Source organism: Sphingomonas sp. DBB INV C78 (assembly GCF_042693015.1).
Taxonomy (GTDB): Bacteria; Pseudomonadota; Alphaproteobacteria; order Sphingomonadales; family Sphingomonadaceae; genus Sphingomonas_E.
In genome coordinates this window covers 3452057-3469752 of the sequence record NZ_CP170544.1, presented here as the reverse complement: position 1 = coordinate 3469752, position 17696 = coordinate 3452057, and the positions used below count along the sequence as shown (strand labels likewise).

Annotated in this window: 18 protein-coding genes, 1 tRNA gene and 2 pseudogenes; 11 read left to right on the top strand and 10 right to left on the bottom strand. The window is 63.9% G+C overall.

Annotation, left to right across the window (positions count from 1 at the left end; genetic code table 11):
• The first annotated feature begins 66 nt into the window (after positions 1 to 66).
• A tRNA-Arg gene (locus tag ACFB49_RS16260) sits at positions 67 to 143 on the top strand.
• Between the two features lie 46 nt (positions 144 to 189).
• Here ACFB49_RS16260 and ACFB49_RS16255 read toward each other — a convergent pair.
• Both ACFB49_RS16255 and ACFB49_RS16250 read right to left on the bottom strand, forming a co-directional pair.
• Positions 190 to 1341 (bottom strand): putative zinc-binding metallopeptidase, encoded by a 1152-nt coding sequence (locus ACFB49_RS16255; protein WP_380872301.1) that lies wholly within the window; start codon positions 1339 to 1341, stop codon positions 190 to 192.
• 86 nt (positions 1342 to 1427) lie between these two features.
• A complete protein-coding gene (locus ACFB49_RS16250; protein WP_380872299.1) occupies positions 1428 to 2951 on the bottom strand; it encodes a hypothetical protein in 1524 nt (507 codons plus the stop codon).
• A gap of 335 nt (positions 2952 to 3286) precedes the next feature.
• Between ACFB49_RS16250 and ACFB49_RS16245 the strand changes: the two genes are divergently transcribed.
• Positions 3287 to 4879: a hypothetical protein gene (locus ACFB49_RS16245; protein ID WP_380872298.1), complete on the top strand. Its 1593-nt coding sequence runs from the start codon at positions 3287 to 3289 to the stop codon at positions 4877 to 4879.
• On the opposite strand, the gene ACFB49_RS16240 is transcribed toward ACFB49_RS16245, so the two are convergent.
• Together ACFB49_RS16240 and ACFB49_RS16235 are read right to left on the bottom strand one after the other, a co-directional pair.
• Positions 4876 to 6126, bottom strand: coding sequence for a dicarboxylate/amino acid:cation symporter (locus ACFB49_RS16240; protein ID WP_380872297.1), 1251 nt, complete (start codon positions 6124 to 6126; stop codon positions 4876 to 4878). The genes ACFB49_RS16245 and ACFB49_RS16240 overlap by 4 nt on opposite strands.
• Positions 6127 to 6329: 203 nt before the next feature.
• Positions 6330 to 6650 carry a GIY-YIG nuclease family protein gene (locus tag ACFB49_RS16235; protein ID WP_380880004.1) on the bottom strand — a complete coding sequence of 107 codons (321 nt, stop codon included), beginning with the start codon at positions 6648 to 6650 and terminating at the stop codon, positions 6330 to 6332.
• 281 nt (positions 6651 to 6931) lie between these two features.
• Here ACFB49_RS16235 and ACFB49_RS16230 point away from each other — a divergent pair, with 281 nt between their 5' ends.
• From ACFB49_RS16230 to ACFB49_RS16210, 5 genes and pseudogenes are all read left to right on the top strand, one after another.
• Entirely contained in the window at positions 6932 to 7405 is a 474-nt protein-coding gene (locus tag ACFB49_RS16230; protein ID WP_380872296.1) for a VOC family protein, read from the top strand.
• Between the two features lie 114 nt (positions 7406 to 7519).
• Positions 7520 to 8095, top strand: coding sequence for an OmpA family protein (locus tag ACFB49_RS16225; protein WP_380872295.1), 576 nt, complete (start codon positions 7520 to 7522; stop codon positions 8093 to 8095).
• Between the two features lie 415 nt (positions 8096 to 8510).
• Positions 8511 to 8819, top strand: a pseudogene (locus ACFB49_RS16220) (antibiotic biosynthesis monooxygenase family protein); the annotation flags it as partial.
• Positions 8820 to 8856: 37 nt separating this feature from the next.
• On the top strand, positions 8857 to 9204 hold the full coding sequence (locus ACFB49_RS16215; RefSeq protein ID WP_380872293.1) for a GFA family protein: 348 nt from the start codon (positions 8857 to 8859) through the stop codon (positions 9202 to 9204).
• Entirely contained in the window at positions 9201 to 9998 is a 798-nt protein-coding gene (locus ACFB49_RS16210) for a DUF72 domain-containing protein (RefSeq protein ID WP_380872292.1), read from the top strand. Before ACFB49_RS16215 ends, ACFB49_RS16210 begins: the two co-directional genes overlap by 4 nt.
• Here the strand turns inward: ACFB49_RS16210 and ACFB49_RS16205 are convergent.
• The 3 genes and pseudogenes from ACFB49_RS16205 to ykgO form a co-directional block, all read right to left on the bottom strand.
• Positions 9991 to 10428: pseudogene (locus tag ACFB49_RS16205) on the bottom strand (DUF1810 domain-containing protein). The gene ACFB49_RS16210 and the pseudogene ACFB49_RS16205 overlap by 8 nt on opposite strands.
• The gene (locus ACFB49_RS16200; protein WP_380880002.1) at positions 10425 to 11000 is read right to left on the bottom strand and encodes an HAD-IA family hydrolase; all 576 of its coding nucleotides are present in this window, start codon (positions 10998 to 11000) and stop codon (positions 10425 to 10427) included. The pseudogene ACFB49_RS16205 and the gene ACFB49_RS16200 overlap by 4 nt, the downstream one beginning before the upstream one ends.
• A gap of 65 nt (positions 11001 to 11065) precedes the next feature.
• Positions 11066 to 11191 (bottom strand): type B 50S ribosomal protein L36, encoded by a 126-nt coding sequence (ykgO, locus tag ACFB49_RS16195; protein ID WP_004210176.1) that lies wholly within the window; start codon positions 11189 to 11191, stop codon positions 11066 to 11068.
• A gap of 169 nt (positions 11192 to 11360) precedes the next feature.
• Here ykgO and ACFB49_RS16190 point away from each other — a divergent pair, with 169 nt between their 5' ends.
• The 3 genes from ACFB49_RS16190 (at position 11361) to ACFB49_RS16180 (ending at position 13729) form a co-directional block, all read left to right on the top strand.
• Positions 11361 to 11960 (top strand): DUF4136 domain-containing protein, encoded by a 600-nt coding sequence (locus ACFB49_RS16190; protein ID WP_380872291.1) that lies wholly within the window; start codon positions 11361 to 11363, stop codon positions 11958 to 11960.
• 17 nt (positions 11961 to 11977) lie between these two features.
• The gene (locus ACFB49_RS16185; protein WP_380872290.1) at positions 11978 to 13096 is read left to right on the top strand and encodes a M14-type cytosolic carboxypeptidase; all 1119 of its coding nucleotides are present in this window, start codon (positions 11978 to 11980) and stop codon (positions 13094 to 13096) included.
• Positions 13097 to 13228: 132 nt separating this feature from the next.
• Positions 13229 to 13729, top strand: coding sequence for a nuclear transport factor 2 family protein (locus ACFB49_RS16180; protein WP_380872289.1), 501 nt, complete (start codon positions 13229 to 13231; stop codon positions 13727 to 13729).
• Between the two features lie 13 nt (positions 13730 to 13742).
• On the opposite strand, the gene ACFB49_RS16175 is transcribed toward ACFB49_RS16180, so the two are convergent.
• From ACFB49_RS16175 to ACFB49_RS16165, 3 genes are read right to left on the bottom strand one after another with little or no spacing between them, the layout of a single operon-like run.
• Positions 13743 to 14528: a TadE/TadG family type IV pilus assembly protein gene (locus ACFB49_RS16175; RefSeq protein ID WP_380872288.1), complete on the bottom strand. Its 786-nt coding sequence runs from the start codon at positions 14526 to 14528 to the stop codon at positions 13743 to 13745.
• Complete coding sequence (locus ACFB49_RS16170) at positions 14525 to 15109, bottom strand: TadE/TadG family type IV pilus assembly protein (RefSeq protein ID WP_380872287.1); 585 nt, start codon at positions 15107 to 15109, stop codon at positions 14525 to 14527. Before ACFB49_RS16170 ends, ACFB49_RS16175 begins: the two co-directional genes overlap by 4 nt.
• Positions 15109 to 16878 carry a pilus assembly protein gene (locus tag ACFB49_RS16165; RefSeq protein WP_380872286.1) on the bottom strand — a complete coding sequence of 590 codons (1770 nt, stop codon included), beginning with the start codon at positions 16876 to 16878 and terminating at the stop codon, positions 15109 to 15111. The genes ACFB49_RS16170 and ACFB49_RS16165 overlap by 1 nt, the downstream gene beginning before the upstream one ends.
• Positions 16879 to 17008: 130 nt before the next feature.
• Between ACFB49_RS16165 and ACFB49_RS16160 the strand changes: the two genes are divergently transcribed.
• Positions 17009 to 17650, top strand: coding sequence for a hypothetical protein (locus ACFB49_RS16160; RefSeq protein ID WP_380872284.1), 642 nt, complete (start codon positions 17009 to 17011; stop codon positions 17648 to 17650).
• The last annotated feature ends 46 nt before the right edge of the window (positions 17651 to 17696 follow it).

The following is a 17696-nucleotide window of genomic DNA, read 5'->3' as shown; positions in this document are numbered from 1 at the left end:
GTGTCGCGATTTCCGAGCCGCCGGGTTCCACCCGGCTCGAAATCGCTCTAAGGCGGCGGACGGCACGCGCCCGTAGCTCAGTTGGATAGAGCACGAGCCTTCTAAGCTTGGGGCCGCAGGTTCGAATCCTGCCGGGCGCGCCATTCCTCTATCGAAGCAGGTGCCGGCTCAAAAGGTGATGCCGCGCCCTCAAAGCTCCATGTCGAGCGGCGCCTCCGATACGACCATCTGCACGAAATGCAGCTTGGCGACCGCGGGGTTGGACAGCACGAACGGATAGATGTCGGGCTGGCCCATCGAGCGCGACAGCTCGTTCAGCACCAGCGTCACCTCCAGCCATCCGTTGAGCATGCGCAGGAAATCGTCGGCATCGGGGTCGTCGGCTGCGTAAAGCGCATCCTTGCCGAACGGGACGATCGCGCACTCGGTATCGTCGGCGCTCAATCCGAAGCTCATCGCCGTTTCGACGCTGTCCATGATGTGCATGTAATGCGCCCAGGTTTCCGCCCAATCCTCCCACGGGTGCATCGTCGCGTAAGAACTGATGAAGGATAAAGGCCAGTCCGGCGGCGGCCCCTGTTCATAATTGCGCTTTAGCGCCTCGGCATAGCTGGCTTGTTCGTCGCCGAACAACGCGCGGAACGGCTCCAGCCACTTGGTCCCCCAGATCAGCCGGTCCCAGTAATAATGGCCGATCTCGTGGCGGAAATGGCCGAGCAGCGTGCGATAGGGTTCGCGCATCGCATGGCGGATCTGCTCGCGCCTTGCATCGTCGGCTTCCTCGGCATTGACGGTGATGACGCCCGAGGCATGCCCGGTCATCACCTGCGGTCCGCCGGGGGGCGAGCGGAGGAAGTCGAAGAATGCGCCGTTCTCCGCATCCTCCCAATTCGAACGGATCGGCAAGGCGAAGCCGATCAGTTGCGAAACCATGCGGCGCTTGGCCTGCTCCATCTCGCGCCAATAACGCGCATTATCCGGTTCGGAGAGGTTGGGGATCGTCCGATTCAGGCGGCAAGATATGCAGTAAGGCGATGGTGTGTCGGCGTTGGTCAGCCAGTTGCAGCCGGCCGGGGAGTCATGATTGGCGCAGAATGCCAGCACCTCGTCGCGGTCGTGCGTGGTCCAGGTGCCCGGCCGCGGCCCGGGGTCCAGCGTCACCACCCGGCCTTCGTCAGGCAGATAGCCGAGCTTCGCATTGCACGGCAGGCAAAGGCTGTTGTCGAAGAAAATCGGGTTGCCGCACCGGCAGTTGAACGCCCGCGTCGACCGCGCCCGCTCCCTGGTCTGGGCGCGATGCGTGTGCAACCGGCTGCTCAGCGCGTGAAGCAGATCGCCCATGGCACGAGTCTCTCCGCGCCGGACTTTGCGCCTTTCACTTCCGCCGGGCCAGTAGGTAAATCCTCGTTTTCCGCCACCGTCGCCGATCAGTGCCGGATTCGATAGAGCGCGCCGCCTTCGCCTTGCCATGCCGGCACCAGGCCGGGATCGTGCGGTCGGGCATCCGGGGGCACGTTGATCAGCCATAGATAATCGAAGGCGGGCCGCGGCAGCTTGGCCACGACATGCGCAAGCGAATAGCTTTCGGTTTGGCGGCATCTTGCGGGCTGGAGCAGTTCGGTGGGGTCGATCGCGAAGCCCGCCGCCGCGCTGTGGGTCACGCTGAGCAGGCGGCCGCCGGGCATCGGCCATTGCCCGTTGACGAAGGCTTCGCGGCGCACGACCGCCATCTGGCCGAGCTGATCCATCCGCGGCGCGTTCCACACGCTGGAACAGGGTGCGCCTGCCATCGCGAAGACGCGTGCCCCCATCGGGATATGCTCGATCGCCGCCAGCTGCGCCTGATAGCCGCGATCCAGCTTCCAGTAGGTCCATGTCTGCACGCCGAGCCTGGTCGCACAGAATAGCAGGCCGCCGATCGCGATGATCCTGGACCATTTCGGATCGTCCGATACCGGCGCCAGAGCGAGGATGCTGATCGCGATTGCATAGGGTGCCAGCCGCATATCGGCATAAGCCGCACCCATCAGCATGCCGGGAAGGGCGAGAAAGGCCAGGAACAGCAGCAGACCAGCAAGGCCGAGGCGCGGATCGAAGCGCAGCCCCAGCGGGCGGATGCCGTGCCAGAGCAGGATGTAGAGCAGACCGGCGCTCAGCATGTCGAAAATCTGGGAGCTGTTTCTCAGGATGCTGAGAAGATGCCCGATCTTCACGCTTAGGCGCCAGTTGCCGCTGAAGGCATCGGTCGTGCGGTTGGCCCACCAGTCGGCCATCAGCAGCAGTGGTGGCGCCAGCGGCAGGCAGGCGAGCATGCCGAGCCATGCGGCCTCAAGCCAGCCGCGTCCGCGCTGTCGGGCCGTCATGGTTTCGATGGCGAAGATGGCGAGCCCGAACATGCCCCAGGCGATGCTGTGGGCCAGGAAGATCGCGAAGCTGATGGGGACGAAGATCAGGGCGCGCCGGCGTGCGCGGCCGGGATCGCTCAGGTGCAGCCACAATCCGACGCCCAAAAACATCAGCGCGATCGACAGCGTGAAGTTCACGAAGCCGAACTGGAAGGGAAAGGCATAAGCCAGTGGCAGCGCGAACAACGCCGTCGGCGGCACGCGGCCATGGATTTCGCGCGCGATCCACAGCATGCCGGCAACCGTAAACGGCGGTATGGCGGTCACGATCAGCCTGACCGCCGGCTCCAGACCGATGATCCGCGCAAGCGGCACCGCCAGCAGGTCGACGCCCAGATTGCCCACCAGCGCCCAGTGATAATCGAAATAGCGCGCAAGATAGGGAGAGTGATCGAGGTCGAGCGCGACCTTGTAGCGGGCGATATGGCCGGGCAGGTCGGTAAGCGGCGGAAGCGATGGCCAGAGCAGTGGCAAGGCTGCCGCGATCACGAAGATCAGCAAGGCGCTGCGGCGCGACCACCATTGCAGATTGTTCGTGCCGCTCATGACCGACGGGTTACGCCGGCGTGGTTAACGATCCTTTATCCGGCCGCTTATGGTCCGATGCGGCAAATGCGGAGCGCCATGGCAGCGTTCCGCAGCACACCGCAGGAAAACGGCAGAATATCGCCGAAATGCGCTGCTTCACCGCACTTACGTAGGTTTACGTATTTATCGTTAAATCGAAAATAACCACTCGTCCCGCATCAGTCGCAGGTCATTGCGACCAGGCGTGCCCATCCTGGTGCATGCGGGGAGTCGTGTAGCTTATTATGTATAATCTGGTTTTTCGCCCTGTCCCGCGGGGGGCATGGCGGCGGCTGGCTGACAACGCCGCCATAGTGACGACGTGCCTCCTGCTCGCAGCCTGCGGTGGAGGCAGCAGCGATGGCGCAACGACGACCCCTCCGGTCGCCGATCCCGCCCCCGCGCCTGATCCCGCGCCCGATCCCGATCCCGATCCGGCGCCTGCGGATCCCAAGCCGACGCCGCCCACGACGATCTCGGGTCTCGGCGTCAATCTGTCCGCGCCCAATTATTACATGCAGGATCGCGCGCTGATGAACCTCGCGCAGGGTGCAGGCTGGGGCAGCCAGCGGAAGGGCGTTGCGGGATCGACCAACTTCGATCCGGCCCGGCTGGACGTCGACGGCAATGTCACATCGCTTGAATCGGGCGAGCTGGCCTTCATGCTGCTGGTCCCGCCGGAAGCGTCGATGGGGTCGAGCCCGGTCCGCATCCGCTGCACCTGGGCCGGCAAGGGCACGCTGGCGCCGGGCGGTTCGGCCAGCGGCACGGTGCAGGGCGCCAACAGTTTCGAATTCGATTGGGCGCCGTCAGGATCGCCCAAGGCCAAGTCGGTGTGGGTGTCGCTCACCCAGACGGATACGGCCGATCCGATCCGCCAGATCGATTGCCGCGAAAAGAGCGTGTCGGCGACCGCCTTGTTCTCGGCGGATTTCCTGCAGCAATTGCAGGGCTATGAGATTCTGCGCTTCATGGATTGGCAGAACATCAACGCCAACGCACCGGTGACGTGGGCGACGCGGGTGACGCCGAAGGCGCAGAACCAGGCGGGCAAGCTCGGTGCCTCGGTCGAATATATGGTGGCGCTCGCCAACCAGACCGGCGCGTCGCCGTGGTTCTCGATGCCGTGGAATGCGGACGAGGACTTCATCCGCCGCTTCGCCATCTATGTCCGCGATAATCTCGCGGCCGATCGCAAAGTCTATGTCGAGCTGTCGAACGAGGTGTGGAACTGGGGCTTCCCGGTGACGCTGCAGGCGCGCGACGAAGGGCTGGAGATGGGCCTTTCGACGTCGCCCGGCGACGCCGCGATGTACCGTTACTCGCAGAAAACGGCGTGGATGCAGAAGATCTGGACCGACGTGTTCAAGGCGGACCCGTCGCGGCTGGTGCGCGTGGTTTCAAGCCAGAACGCCAATCCGTGGGTGGCCGAACAGATCCTGAAATATGGCGATACTGCGCAATATGTCGACGCCCTGGCGACCGCACCCTATTTCGGTGGCGGCACCTTCGGCGGCACGCGGGCGACGATCACCGATCTCGCCAACATCTTCGGCTATCTGGGAACCGACGTCGACGCGACGATTGCCAAGGCCGTGCAGAACAAGGCGGTCGCCGACCGTTACGGCAAGCGCATCCTCGCTTATGAAGGCGGTCAGCATGTCGTGAATTCGGCCGACGTGCCGATGGTGATGAGCATCAACCGCGATCAGCGCATGTACGGCCTCTACAAGCAATATCTGCAGGCGTGGAAGAAGCAGGTCGGCGGCACCATGGTGCTGTTCAACTCGACGGGACCGATCAGCCAATTTGGTGCCTGGGGCATGCGCGAATATGCCGGCCAGCCCTTGTCCGAAACCCCCAAGCGCCGCGCCGCGATGGAGTATATGGGCACCGCGATACCCTAGGTTTGGGGCCGATCTCCCGGCGTCATCCGGTCGACCAGCGTAGCGGCGGCCAGGTTCATCGTGACGTTGCTGGCGGTGCGGAAGATGTCGGGAATCGTCTCGACCGCGATCAGCAGCGCCAGCAGCTCGATCGGCACGCCCATCGCGATGCAGATCGGCGCGATGAGGGCGACGAACGTCACCTGGCTCGCCACGCTCACCCCGCCGAGCGACACCGCGATCGCCACCGCGCCGCCCGCGGCGATCGTCGCGGGTGTCAGCGCGATCCCCATGATCGACGCGATATAGATCGCCACTGCCAGATTGGCGGCGGGGCTCGTCGAACGATAGAGCGATGCCGCCAGCGGCAAGGTCACACCGGTGATCCGGTCCGGCAGGCCGAGCTGGTTGCGCGCCGCCGCGATCGTCGCCGGCAGTGAGGCGAGTGAGGATTGCGTGCTCACCGCGATCCCTTGCACCGGCGCCGCCGCGCGGGCGAAGCGGCCGATCGGTACCCGCGCCCCGATCGCGGCCAGCGGGTAAGCGCACAGGCCGATCAGCACGCAGATCGCCGATATGATCAGGATATAATGGGCGAAGGCGCCGACCGCGGCCATGCCGGTCCGCGCCGCCACCGCTAGCGCCAGCGCGAAGGCGCCGGCGGGCGCCGCCCACAGCACCCAGCCGACCATGATCAGCATGATCTCCGCTATGGCCATGAACAGGCCGTCGATATGGCTGCGCCGCGCATCGGGCAATCGCGATGCGGCAAAGCCGAAGAACAAGGCGAACACGACCAGCGGCAGCATCGCGCTCTCGGCGGCCGCAGCGATCGGATTGGTCGGGATGATCGATCGCAACATCGCGCCGGCCGATGGGGCAGGGGGCAGGGCTTCGGCGGCCGCGCCGGTGATCGCGTGGCGCAGCGCCTCGGCCGATCCGGCGGGCGCCGGTATGGCCGCCAGCAGCGCCGGTGTCGCAATCGCGCTGATCGCGGTCCCCGCCGTCAACAGCACCAGGAACAGCCCGATCGACCGTGCGGCGATCCCGCCTGCCGTCGCCGCGCTCGCGGTCGAAACCACCCCGCTCACCACCAGCGCAAACACCAAAGGCACGATCGTCATCTTGAGCGCGTCGAGCCACAGCCCGCCCACCGTCGCCGCCACTGATGCGACATCCTCGCCGAACGGGGCGTGCGTCGCCGCTAGGCCAATGCCGACCGCCAGCCCCGCGGCCAGCCCCAGCAATATCCGCCACCCCTGCGTCATCGCGCCCCCTGTTTGCCACGACTATGGCGGTCGCCCTTGCCGGTGGCAAATGGCGGCTCGCCGCACCCTTGGCCGCGTGAACAAAATCCGGAGCCGGTGACCATCTGCTCTCAGGCGATAGAATGAAGGGGCGGAAGGACCGCAGAGTCGGGGGGAGTGGACATCCGCTCTTCGTCACCCCGGACTTGTTCCGGGGTCCACCGTCACGCGGGCGACGCGGCCAGGGGTTCCAGCCCGAACGACACCGCCAGATCAAGCCATGACTGATTGTCCCGCTCGATCAGATTACGTTTCCAGTCCCGTCGCCAGCGCTTGATCTGCTTCTCGCGCGGGATCGCAGCCTCCATCGTGCCTGCCGCCTCCCAATAGACCAGGCATTTTATGCCATGTCGCTTGGTGAAGCCGTCAAACATGCCTTCACGATGCTGGGCGACACGGCGAAGGAGATCGGAGGTTACGCCGATATACAGCGTTCCGTTAAAGGCGCTGGCGAGGATGTAGACGCAAGGCCGTCGCTCGATCATCGACATCAATGAGTGCCGCACGGTGGACCCCGGAACAAGTCCGGGGTGACGAGGGGAGTTCGTATCGTCGACGGCGACCGCAATGTCGTCGCGTCCCGACAGTCCGGTTTTGGTCGCAAAACACCGATGACCGGCCATCGAACCATCACCATCCCCGGCACCCTGAATTTGCTACACGCTCTATGGAACAAAATTCGCGCTCCAGTGTCGGGTCACCCATGTCTCGTGCGTCCTTGGGTTGGCCGCCATGATTTCGCGCGGCTTCGGATCAGGAGAAGCTCATGTCCAAGATCACCCCCTGCCTCTGGTATGAGAGCGAAGCCGAGGAAGCGGCCAATTTCTATGTCTCGCTGGTGCCGGATTCGCGCATCCTCCACGTCCAGCGCAATCCCGTCGACGCGCCCGGCGGCAAGGCGGGGACGGTGCTGCTTGTCGAATTCATCCTCGGCGGCGGCCGCTTCACGGCGCTCAATGGCGGCATGAAGTTCGAATATACCCATGCCATCTCGCTCCAGATCGATTGCAAGGATCAGGCGGAGGTCGATCATCTGTGGGATGGCCTGTCCGCCGGCGGATCGACCGAGCAATGCGGCTGGCTCAAGGATCGCTACGGCGTATCGTGGCAGATCGTGCCGAGCATGCTGGCAAAGCTGCTGTCCGATCCCGATCCGGCGCGGTCGCAGCGGGTGATGACGGAGATGCTCTCCCAGATTAAGCCCGACATCGCCGCACTCGAAGCCGCGCATCGGGGATGATGGCGGCCATATCGGACGGACGGAAAATCCTCCGATGACGTGATTTTATCGGATCACTGGCAAAGGAGGTTGATATAGCCGGACCCGGCCCGGTGGATTCAGGAGACAAGCGCGATGCAGTTCGTTGCCAGATGTGCCTTCATCATGCTTGTCCCTATCGGCGCGCTGGGCCTGAATGCCTGCGGTGCCGAGCGTGAAGAGGCGGCCGCCAAAACAGAAGAAAGCGCGCCGCAGCTGGATGTTATCGGCTTGCCCAATGGTGCGACCATCTTGGCCGCACGCGGATCGCCGGGTTTCGAAATTGCGAATTACCTGGCCTCGGAAGATGTCAGCTCGCGCAGTTTCATTCTCGGCGGTTCGGAATTCGCGCCCTGGTCTGCAAAGCCCCAACCCGAAGCCGAAGCCCGGCTGGCGACCCTGGCCCAGTTGCTCAGCGCCTACCCCAACGCCAAGGCCAAGATCGTTGGCCATACCGATAATGTCGGCACGGCGGAGGAGAATCGCAGGCTGTCGCTCGAACGCGCGCAGGCGGTTGTCGAACTGTTGGTCGGGCGGGGTGTGAACAAGGATCAGCTGGAAGCGCAAGGCATGGGTATGGACCAGCCGATCGCGTCTAACGATACCGACGCCGGCCGCTCGCAAAATCGGCGCATCTCCATCATCCTGGATCGGGTGGAAGCCACCGACTGATCGCAGCATGCGCGGCATCGCCGCACTCGAAAGCGCGTGTCGCGGGTGACTGGCTGAATTCCTCCCCTCCCTTTTCCGCTGTCCTATTTGGATTTCATCTGATCCATTCTGTCGGATGAACAGACACTTCAGACCATAGGACGCTTCTCCTTCGCGCGACCGTCGCCCCGCAGTCGCTCGGCTGGCGCGCGGGTGACGCGTCACTGGCGCGTGCGTGTCGCTCTGGTGTCGCCAACCTGTCGCCTTACCGGCCCAATCTGTCGCGTCGCGGGCGCGTTTCGGGGGCAGACAGGGCAAAAGCGCACAGAGACCTCAACTTCCTCAACTTCGTCAGAGGGCCGTGCGGCAAAGCCATGCGCCCTGACGATGAACCCGCTATCCTGTCGTGCGTATCTCTCCGCGAAGGAGGAAGCCCATGTTCGTCGCGGTCTATTGGTGGCGCGTGCACCCCGGCAAGGAGGATCAGTTCCGTGCGGCCTGGCGGCGCGGGACGGAACTCATCAACATCATCTACGGCAGCTATGGTTCGCGCCTGCACCGCACCGCGGACGGACGCTTCGTCGGCGTGGCCGAATGGCCCGACGAAGCGACCTGGCGCCGCGCGTTCGACGCGAAGATGGTCTATGACGAGCCCGCCACGCGCGCGGCCTTCGTTGATGCCATTGCCGATGCCCCGCGCGAACCGTTGCTGGCGATGGAAGTGACCGACGATCTGCTCCAGCGCACCCTGCGCTGGTCGACGAGGATGAGGGGAGAGGGTGATGCTCAACGGAAGCTGCCATTGCGGTGCAGTGACCTTCACGGTCGATGCCGATCCGCCCGCCGAGGTGATAAACTGCAACTGCTCGCATTGCCGCCGAAAGGGCTTCCTGCTCGCTTTCTATCCCGTGGAGCAATTCACGCTGACCAAGGGCGAAGCCGCGCTCCAGAGCTATTTCTTCAACCGCCACGTCATTGAACATCAATTCTGCCAGACCTGCGGGTGCGAGCCCTATGCCAAGGGGGTCGGCCCCGATGGCAAGCCGGTCCGCGCGGTCAATCTGCGCTGCGTCGAAAATGTCGATCTCGACGCGCTTTCCGTCCGGCAATTCGACGGGGCGAAGCTTTGAGCGCGGGCCGCATCCATATCGGCATCGGCGGCTGGAACTTCGAACCGTGGCGCGGCACTTTCTATCCGGAGAAATTGGCCCAGGCGAAGGAACTGGCCTTCGCGGCCGGCAAGTTGACCGCGATCGAGATCAATTCGACCTATTACAGCACGCAGAAGCCCGAAAGCTGGCAGAAATGGGCGGATGCGGTGCCCGACGGCTTCGTCTTCGCCGTCAAGGCATCGCGCTTCTGCACCAATCGCCGCGTGCTGGCCGAGGCGGGGGATTCGATCGCGAAGTTTTTGGGGCAGGGCATGGACCGGCTGGGCGACAAGCTGGGCCCGATCCTGTGGCAGTTCATGGCGACCAAGAAATATGACCGGGAGGATTTTGCGGCGTTCCTGAAGCTGCTCCCACCCAGGCTGGGGGATCGGCCGCTCCGCCATGCGATCGAGGTGCGGCACGAAAGCTTCGTCGAACCGGGCTTCGTCGATCTCGCCCGCGACCACCGCGTCGCCATCGTCTTTGCCGACCATGCCGAATATCCCGGCATTGCCGATCTCACCGCCGATTTCGTCTACGCCCGCCTCCAGCAGAGCGAGGAGGGCGAGCCCACCGGCTATGCGGGCGCAGCGCTCGATCATTGGGCCGATGTCGCGAAAAGCTGGGCGGGCGGGCATCAGCCGCAAGGACTGGACTATGCCGCGCCCCGCGGCCCCGCGGCCGACGGGCGCGACGCTTACATCTTCTTCATCAGCGGCGCGAAGGTCCGCAACCCCGCCGCGGCCATGGCGCTGATCGAAAGGGTCAGGTGATCAGCGCCAAAGTTCGCTCGTCGCGCTCACCGTCATAAAAGGTGGCAAGCGCCTCCGCGAAAGGCTCAGCGGCCGGATCATCGGCCACCGCATCGAACAGGGTCAGTGAAGAACGGAGCTTGATGGCATCGATCCCGCCCATGATCGCCTCGGCATCCCTGCCATGATGACCGAGCAGCGCCCGCACACAGGCGCGCAGCCGATCGCCCAGCACCGGATGGGCGAGATAGGCGCGTGCCTCCGCCAGCGACTGGATCGCATGACGCTGCGCCATCGGGCTGAAACCCAGCCCTGCGATCTGGGGAAAGATGAACCACATCTAGTGGCTGCGCTTCGCCCCGGCTTCCAGTTCGGCCAGCGCGGTCTCGTAAATGCCGTCCTGTGCAGCAAGGAAGCGGGCGAGATCGAAGGATCGCCCGCCATCGCTCAATCCTTCAGCAATCCCCGCGCCACGAGATCGGCGCGCAGGGTTGGCGCATCGCGGAAGATATGGCCGATCAGCCCCGCATCTTCACCGGCGGCAACATTGTCGGCGCGATCGTCGATGAACAAAGCTTCTCCGGCCCCCATCCCGAATCGGCGCATCGCCAGATCGAAGATTTCGGGATCGGGCTTCACCATCCTCTCCTCGCCGGAAACGAGGATATCACGGAAGCGATCGAAGATGGCGGCGTTCTCGACGCGGAACGGCGCCCAGAATTCAGCGGAAAAATTGGTGATCGCGAACAGCGGCACGCCGGCATCGTCCAGCGCTTCGACGATTTCGATGCTGCCGGGAATCGGGCCGGGAATGGTCTCGCCGAATCGCGGACCATATTCGGCGATCAGTTGGACATGTTCGGGGTAGAGCGCGGCAAGCTCCGCGCTGGTCTCGGCAAACGGCCGCCCGGCATCATGCTGGCTGTGCCATTCGAAGGTGACGACGCGCGCAAGAAAATCCTCCAGCGCCGCCGGATCGGGGATCAGGCGGGCGTAGAGGTTGCGGGGATGCCAGTCGAACAGGACATGGCCGACGTCAAAGACGACCGCTTTGGGTCGCTCCGCGACGACGGCCCGGAGCGGATTGCTCAGCCCTGGCGCGCCTTGAAGCGACGGTTCGTCTTGTTGATGACGTAGGTGCGGCCACGACGACGGATCACGCGATTGTCGCGATGACGCCCCTTGAGCGATTTAAGCGAATTGCGGATCTTCATGGCTCGAACGCCTGCCTTATCTATATCGTCAATCTGGAAAAGCGAGGCGCTCCCCTATTCAACGGTCGCCCTTGAGTCAAGCTTGTGCGGGACCATGCAGCAAAAGACGTTGGACAAGCGTTTCGATCCACGTCCATGTGATGTCCGGATAGGAACAGGAACCTTCGCCATGTCGCTTCGCCACCTCGCAATTTTGGGCTCGGCACTCTTCGTCGCGGGGTGCGCATCGTCGGTGCCTTCCACGCAGGTCACGCGCTTCCACCTCGGCCAGCCGCTCGCCCGCGGGGAGATCGTGGTCGAGCCGCTCAACGCAGCGCAGGCCAGCAGCCTGGAATTCCGCGATCAGGCCGAAGCCGTCAGCGCCGAGCTCGCCCGGCTCGGCTTCAAGCTGGCGCCCGGCATCGCCCGGTCGGAACTGGTGGCGGTCGTCGATGTTCGCGAACAGACCCGCCAGGATTATGATGGCGGCGGCTCGGGCATGTCGGTCGGGGTCGGTGGCGGCAGCGGCAGCTATGGCGGCGGAGTCGGGGTCGGCGGATCGATCAGTTTTCCCATCGGCGGCTCGAAATCGCGCGACTGGGTGTTGACCGAGCTCTCGGTTCAGATCAAGCGGCGCTCCGAAGGCACGATGGTATGGGAGGGCCGTGCGCGCAGTGAGGCGCGGTCGGGCACGCCCTATGCCGCACCATCGGCGACGATACGGCGACTGGCGACGGCTCTGTTCAAGGATTTCCCGGGCCAGTCCGGGCAAGTTGTGACGGTGAAGTAGCAGAAGTGGGCGTGGACATGGCTTTGGGCATTTCGGCAGCATTCGACAGCGGCAATATCATTGTCCTCGGGCAGGATGGTGACGCCTTCGATCTGGAGATCGCCCGCGACCATGAATCCGACTTCTATCAATGGTTCCACTTCCGTTTGACGGGGGCTGCGGGCCGCGAAGTGACGCTGCGCATCCGCAACGCCGCCGGCTCGGCCTACCCTGGCGGCTGGCCGAACTATCATGCGCGCGTGTCCGAAGATCGCGAAAGCTGGCGCCACGCCGACACCAATTATGCCGATGGCGTCCTGACGATCCGCCACCGCCCGGCGACCAACAATGCCTGGTTCGCTTATTTCGCGCCTTATTCGATGGAGCGGCATCACGATCTGGTGGCGCGCATCGCCAGCCGGCCTGGTGTCACCCACGCCTCGCTCGGCCGCACGCTTGATGGGCAGGAACTGGATTGCCTCACCATCGGCGACGGGCCGAAGCAGGTGTGGCTCTATGCCCGCCAGCATCCCGGCGAGACGATGGCCGAATGGTGGATGGAAGGTGCACTCGAACGGCTGACCGACGCCGAGGACAGCGTCGCCCGTGCGCTCCGCAAGGCTGCAACCTTCCATATCGTTCCGAACATGAACCCCGATGGTTCAAGGCGAGGTCATCTTCGCACCAATGCGGTGGGTGTGAACCTCAACCGCGAATGGCATGAACCCTCGCTCGATCGCAGCCCCGAGGTCTATCACACGCTCGCGCGCATGGCAGAAACCGGCGTGAACTTCGCCATGGACGTCCATGGTGACGAGGCAATCCCCCATGTCTTCATCGCCGGCTTCGAAGGCATCCCCAACTGGACGGACCGGCAGGGCGAACTCTACCGCCGCTTCCGCGACACGCTGGCCGCCCGCACACCCGATTTCCAGACGCGCCATGGCTATGAGACGGCGGCGCCCGGCAAGGCCAATCTGTCCATGTCGACCAACCAGCTCGCCAACCGCTTCGGCGGCGTTGCGATGACGCTGGAAATGCCGTTCAAGGACAATGACGATCTGCCGGACGCCGATTTCGGCTGGTCGCCGGCGCGCTCGAAGCGGCTGGCGGAAGATTGCCTCGCCACGCTGTGCGAGATGATTGACGCCGTCTAAAGGGCCACGAATTTGGTTTCCCCGTCACCCTGAGCTTGTTTCAAGGTTCATCGTGCCACAGGGGAAGGTGGCGCGTGCGGAGAAATGGATGCTGAAACAAGTTCAGCGTGACGACCGCAATGGGAGAGGTACATGACCCTGCGGCTGGAAGATATCGAGCTCATCAAGCAGCTCAAGCATCGCTACATGCGGATGCTCGACAGCGGCGACAATGATGGCCTCGCCGGCTGCTTCGTGCCCGAGGCGACGATCCGCTACGAAGGCGGCTCCTACCTCTATGAAGCGGGCAACCGAGACGAGATCATCTTCATGCTCAGCCAGATGCAGAACAACCAATATGTCGGCATGCATCTGGCGCTGATGCCCGAAATCACGGTCCATGACGCCGATGCTGCGGAGGGACGCTGGACGCTGGTCGATTGGGCGGTGAACATGGCCACCAACCGCATGACCCACGGCACCGCGCTCTATCAAGATCGCTATGTCCGCCGCGACGGCGAATGGCGGATCCTGCATTCGGGCTATGTGCGCCTGTTCGAGCGCGTCGAGACGCTGGAAAAGCCGATCGAGCTCAAGAGCCACGCCTTCGCCCGCTTCGGCGCGCCGATGCTGGGTGGCGTGCTGCCGCGCTGAGTGCGCGCGTCGTTCAGACGTAGCGACGGCTGCAGGTAGACCAGGATGTTGCCGCGAGCCCGCCCGGCCTGAGCACCTGGTCCGCGCGCTGGCGGACGTTGAAGGCGATCGTGTCGCGGATTGTCCGTTCGCCGATCAGGCTGCTCCAGAAGATCGGCTTGTAGTCATAGACGACCTCGACGAACAGCACGGCGGTCCCGGTCAGCGCAGCAATGCGGTTGGCGTTCGGGCCGATACCCGTCGGCGACGCGGTTGCGCCCATCATCGGAACCGATTTTACCTGGTCGCTCGGCGCAGCGGACGCCTGGGCCGGGTCGCTGCGCTTCCACGCCTCCGATCCGTCGGTGATGACGGCGTCGGCTGCGGTGCGCGGCGCACCATAGGCCGAGGCCACGTTCTTCATGCCATAGCAACGCTGCCAGCGGATCCACTGGTTGGGCACTTCCTTGCCGCCGACGGTCGTCGTCAGCGGCGCCACCGTCCGTGGCTCGATGCTCGACAGGATGATACGGCCTTGGTCGGCAAAATGGATACCCTGGCCTGCCAGCTTCGCGCCGATGAACATCTCGTTGATGTCATGTTCGTCGATCGTGTCGCGAACACGCGCGGCATTATCCGCGGTCGCCATCGCGATCTGGCCGATGCGCACGTTGGCGATCACGAAATTGACGGTTTCGAGGCCAGCGAGGCCGAGGAAAAGCGTGGGGATCATGAAGAGCGCGAACTCGGTGAGCGCCATACCGCTCTCGTCGTGCTGCAGGCGCCCCAGCCATCCGCTCCGTGGTCGTTGGCGGTTCATGTGCATTTCACCGTTGGAATGGTTTGCGCGGCATAAGGCTGGTTGCGGAGCACCGTGCTCCGGGTCACCTTTTCCTCGCCCGAAAATCCGAACAGTTTCACCAGCGGCATCAATTGATGATAGGTCGCCGTCACCTTGTAATAGACGACGTCGTCCGATCCGCCGAGGCCGGTGCGGCCCGCGACAGTATCGTAGACGCCGTTTCCGTTCACATCTTCATAGCAGTCGCCGACATTATAGACACCCAATGGGTCGGTATCCTGCTTGATCTTCTCCGGCTTGCCGACGCCGGAATATTCGTAATAGCTCTTCTTTTCGATTTCGATCGGCGCATTTTTCGAAAAACCGACAAGCTGACTTTGGATATATTCGTCGACCTTGTTGGCAGAAAGATTGCCGATCGCCGACATCCGCGCCGCACGGTGAAGCGTGCCTTCGATGACGGAACCCAAATATTGCCGATAGCCGAAATCGAACAGCGCCAGGATGATGCCGACCAGCGGCAAGGCGACGAACGCGAACTCCACGGCGGCAGCGCCGCGGCTATCCTCGCGCAGGCGCGCCCGGAATTGACGCAGCATCACTGGGTCAACCTCAACGAGCCGATATTCTTGCCGATCTCCACGAACTTGTCGATCAACTGCTTCTTGTTAGCCGACGTGGAGGCTTGCGAGCTGCTGCTGGCACAGGTCTTCAGTGAATCGTCCAGGGTGGAGTCGAAAGCGATCACCCAGATCGACACATTCATTCCCTTGGTCGCATTGCACGCCATCAGGAAGCGCTGTTTGTGGCGTTCAAGCTGGTTGGGCGCGGAGGAAGAGCCGGTGACCCTTTGGTCATAGGTTTCCACGCCATAGGCGGTGTAGGTGTCCGTGTTGGGCGCTATCGCGCCGTCCGTCATGTAGATGACGAAGCGGCTGACCGGCATATTCTTGAAATTCTCGGGATTGTCTGCCGAAAATATGCCGGTGCGCGATAGCATCCGCGCGCCCCAGATCATGCCGATGTCATGATAGGTGCCGCCTACCGCGACGAGCGAGTTGAGATAGGCATTGAGGTCGTCGCGCGTCCAGGGCTGCAGCCTCTTGGCTTCGGTCGGGCAGGCGACATACGCACTGTCCGCGCTTCTGGTCGGCTGATAGGTGCCGTTGCGCAGATAATTGACCTCCGGCCAGAACGGCTTCCACTTGGTGGTGCGGTCGCTCGTCGGGACCATATCGATCTTCAGATCGTAGGCGGCGGCCGGAATGGTGTAGCCAGAACTGGCAACGATCGAACTGACGGTCTGCCGTTCCTCGATACAGCCGCGCCAATAGGATTTCTCGGTGCCCGTCGTCGGATGGCGCGAAGGTGTGGCGACCTGCGTGCTCGACGTGGCCGTGACGAAGCTCGACACGTCGAAATTGGCCTGCTGGTAATTCCAGCCGCCGAAGCTGCCATAGGAGGAAGAGGCGCTGTTGGAGACGCAGGTGCCCGTTGCCGGATTGACGCCGCTGCCCGATGTCTTGTTCCAGGTGGGGGCAGGCGTCCCGCCACGGCCGGTGCACGTCGTTTGCGTCAGCCCCGTTTCCGTCTTGGAATAATAAGGCTTGCGGGACTGATAATCGGCGTTGTCCGATATGATGTAGCTGGAATTTACGGCCTGAACGACTTTGCCGACGTTCACGTTGCTCGAATAGGGAACGATGCTGTAGCGCAGGCGCAGGCCGGCCGCTTCCAGTTGGGTCTGGACTGGCCTCAGTTCGTCATAAAGCGCCAGCACGGCCGATCGGAGTGCTTCGATCCGGGTCGGGTCTGCGACTGCCGGATCGCCATCGTCGACCGTGTTGGTCATGGAGCCCGTCGTGTCCAGCACCAGGATGATGTCGGTGTTGACGAAGTCCTGGCGCGCGTTGCACGTCGCAGAGATCGGCAGCGATCCGAAACCGAAGATCTTCATGATCGAGGTCGGGATCGTCGTTGACGCGGTCACCACGACGGATGTCTTGTCGCCCTTGGATGTCGCGGGCGTAAACGCTTTTGTCTGGAAGCTGCCTTGCGGGAAGTTGAAGTTGAAGAATTTGGTGACCTCGTCCCGCACCGTCTGATCGACTTCACCGTTGAGCATCGCGCGCCGGCCGGCGAGCGATGCGGCATCGCAGGCGACCTGCATGCGTGCCTGCGCAGCATAAGCGCGGCTGATGTCGACGCCGGAACCGATCAGGCAGACGAGGGGGATGATCGCGGCCGCGGTGATCACGGCGACGTTGCCCGATGCATCGTCGCGCAGCTTTGCGAGAAAGCTCCGCTTGTGCCCCACTGCGGCCTTCACGTCCTGGCCGCTGTCTCTGCTCTTGGCTGTTTGCGCCATCAGGATTGCCCCGTCCCGCGCCGCCACAGGCGCCCTAGCGCACCGCGATATCGAAGAAGGGCTAACGCATGCTGAATCCGGACGGTTAACCGAACATTGCGCCTCTTTCGGTCTGCGCTAAAGGAATGTGATGCTTCAACCCGAAGATCCCGAACGCGCGCTGGCGCTCGTCTATGCCCCGGCTGATCGGCGTGAGGCGCTGGCGGTATTGTGGCGGGTCGACGAGCGGCTGGGCCGGGTGCTGGAGGTCGCGCAGGAGCCGATGATCCGCGCGATCCGGCTGGCCTGGTGGCGCGAGGCTCTGGAGGCGCTCGACGATCGCCCCGCCCCCGACGAGCCGCTGCTGCACGATGTCGTCACCCACATCCTGCCGCTGGGCTTGAGCGGCGCCGATGTGTCTTCGCTTGAGGAAGGTTGGGCCGCGCTCGCTGACCTGCCGCCCGATCTCGCCCGCCAGGCGCGGGCGCGGGGGCGGGCTTTGTTCGGCCTGTCCGCGCGGCTGCTCGGCGCGGCGGACGATCGTGCTGTCGGCGATGCCGGGGAAGCGTGGGCGCTGATCGATCGCCTTGCCGAGGGCGATGGCGGGGAGGAGGCCGTGGCGTTGCGCGCCCGCGCGGCAGAGCTTCTCCGCCCGGTACGACTGCCGCGCCCGCTGGCCGTACTGGCAGCGCTCGCCCGCCGCGACGCCCGTCCCGGCGGGCTGGAAAATCGGCGCCAGGGTTCGCCGCGCCGCGTGTTCCGCGCGCTTGCTGCGGGAATATTTGGCCGCTGAGCCGCTTATGGGTTAGCTTCGTCCCTGGGGAATATGGGGGGAGCGA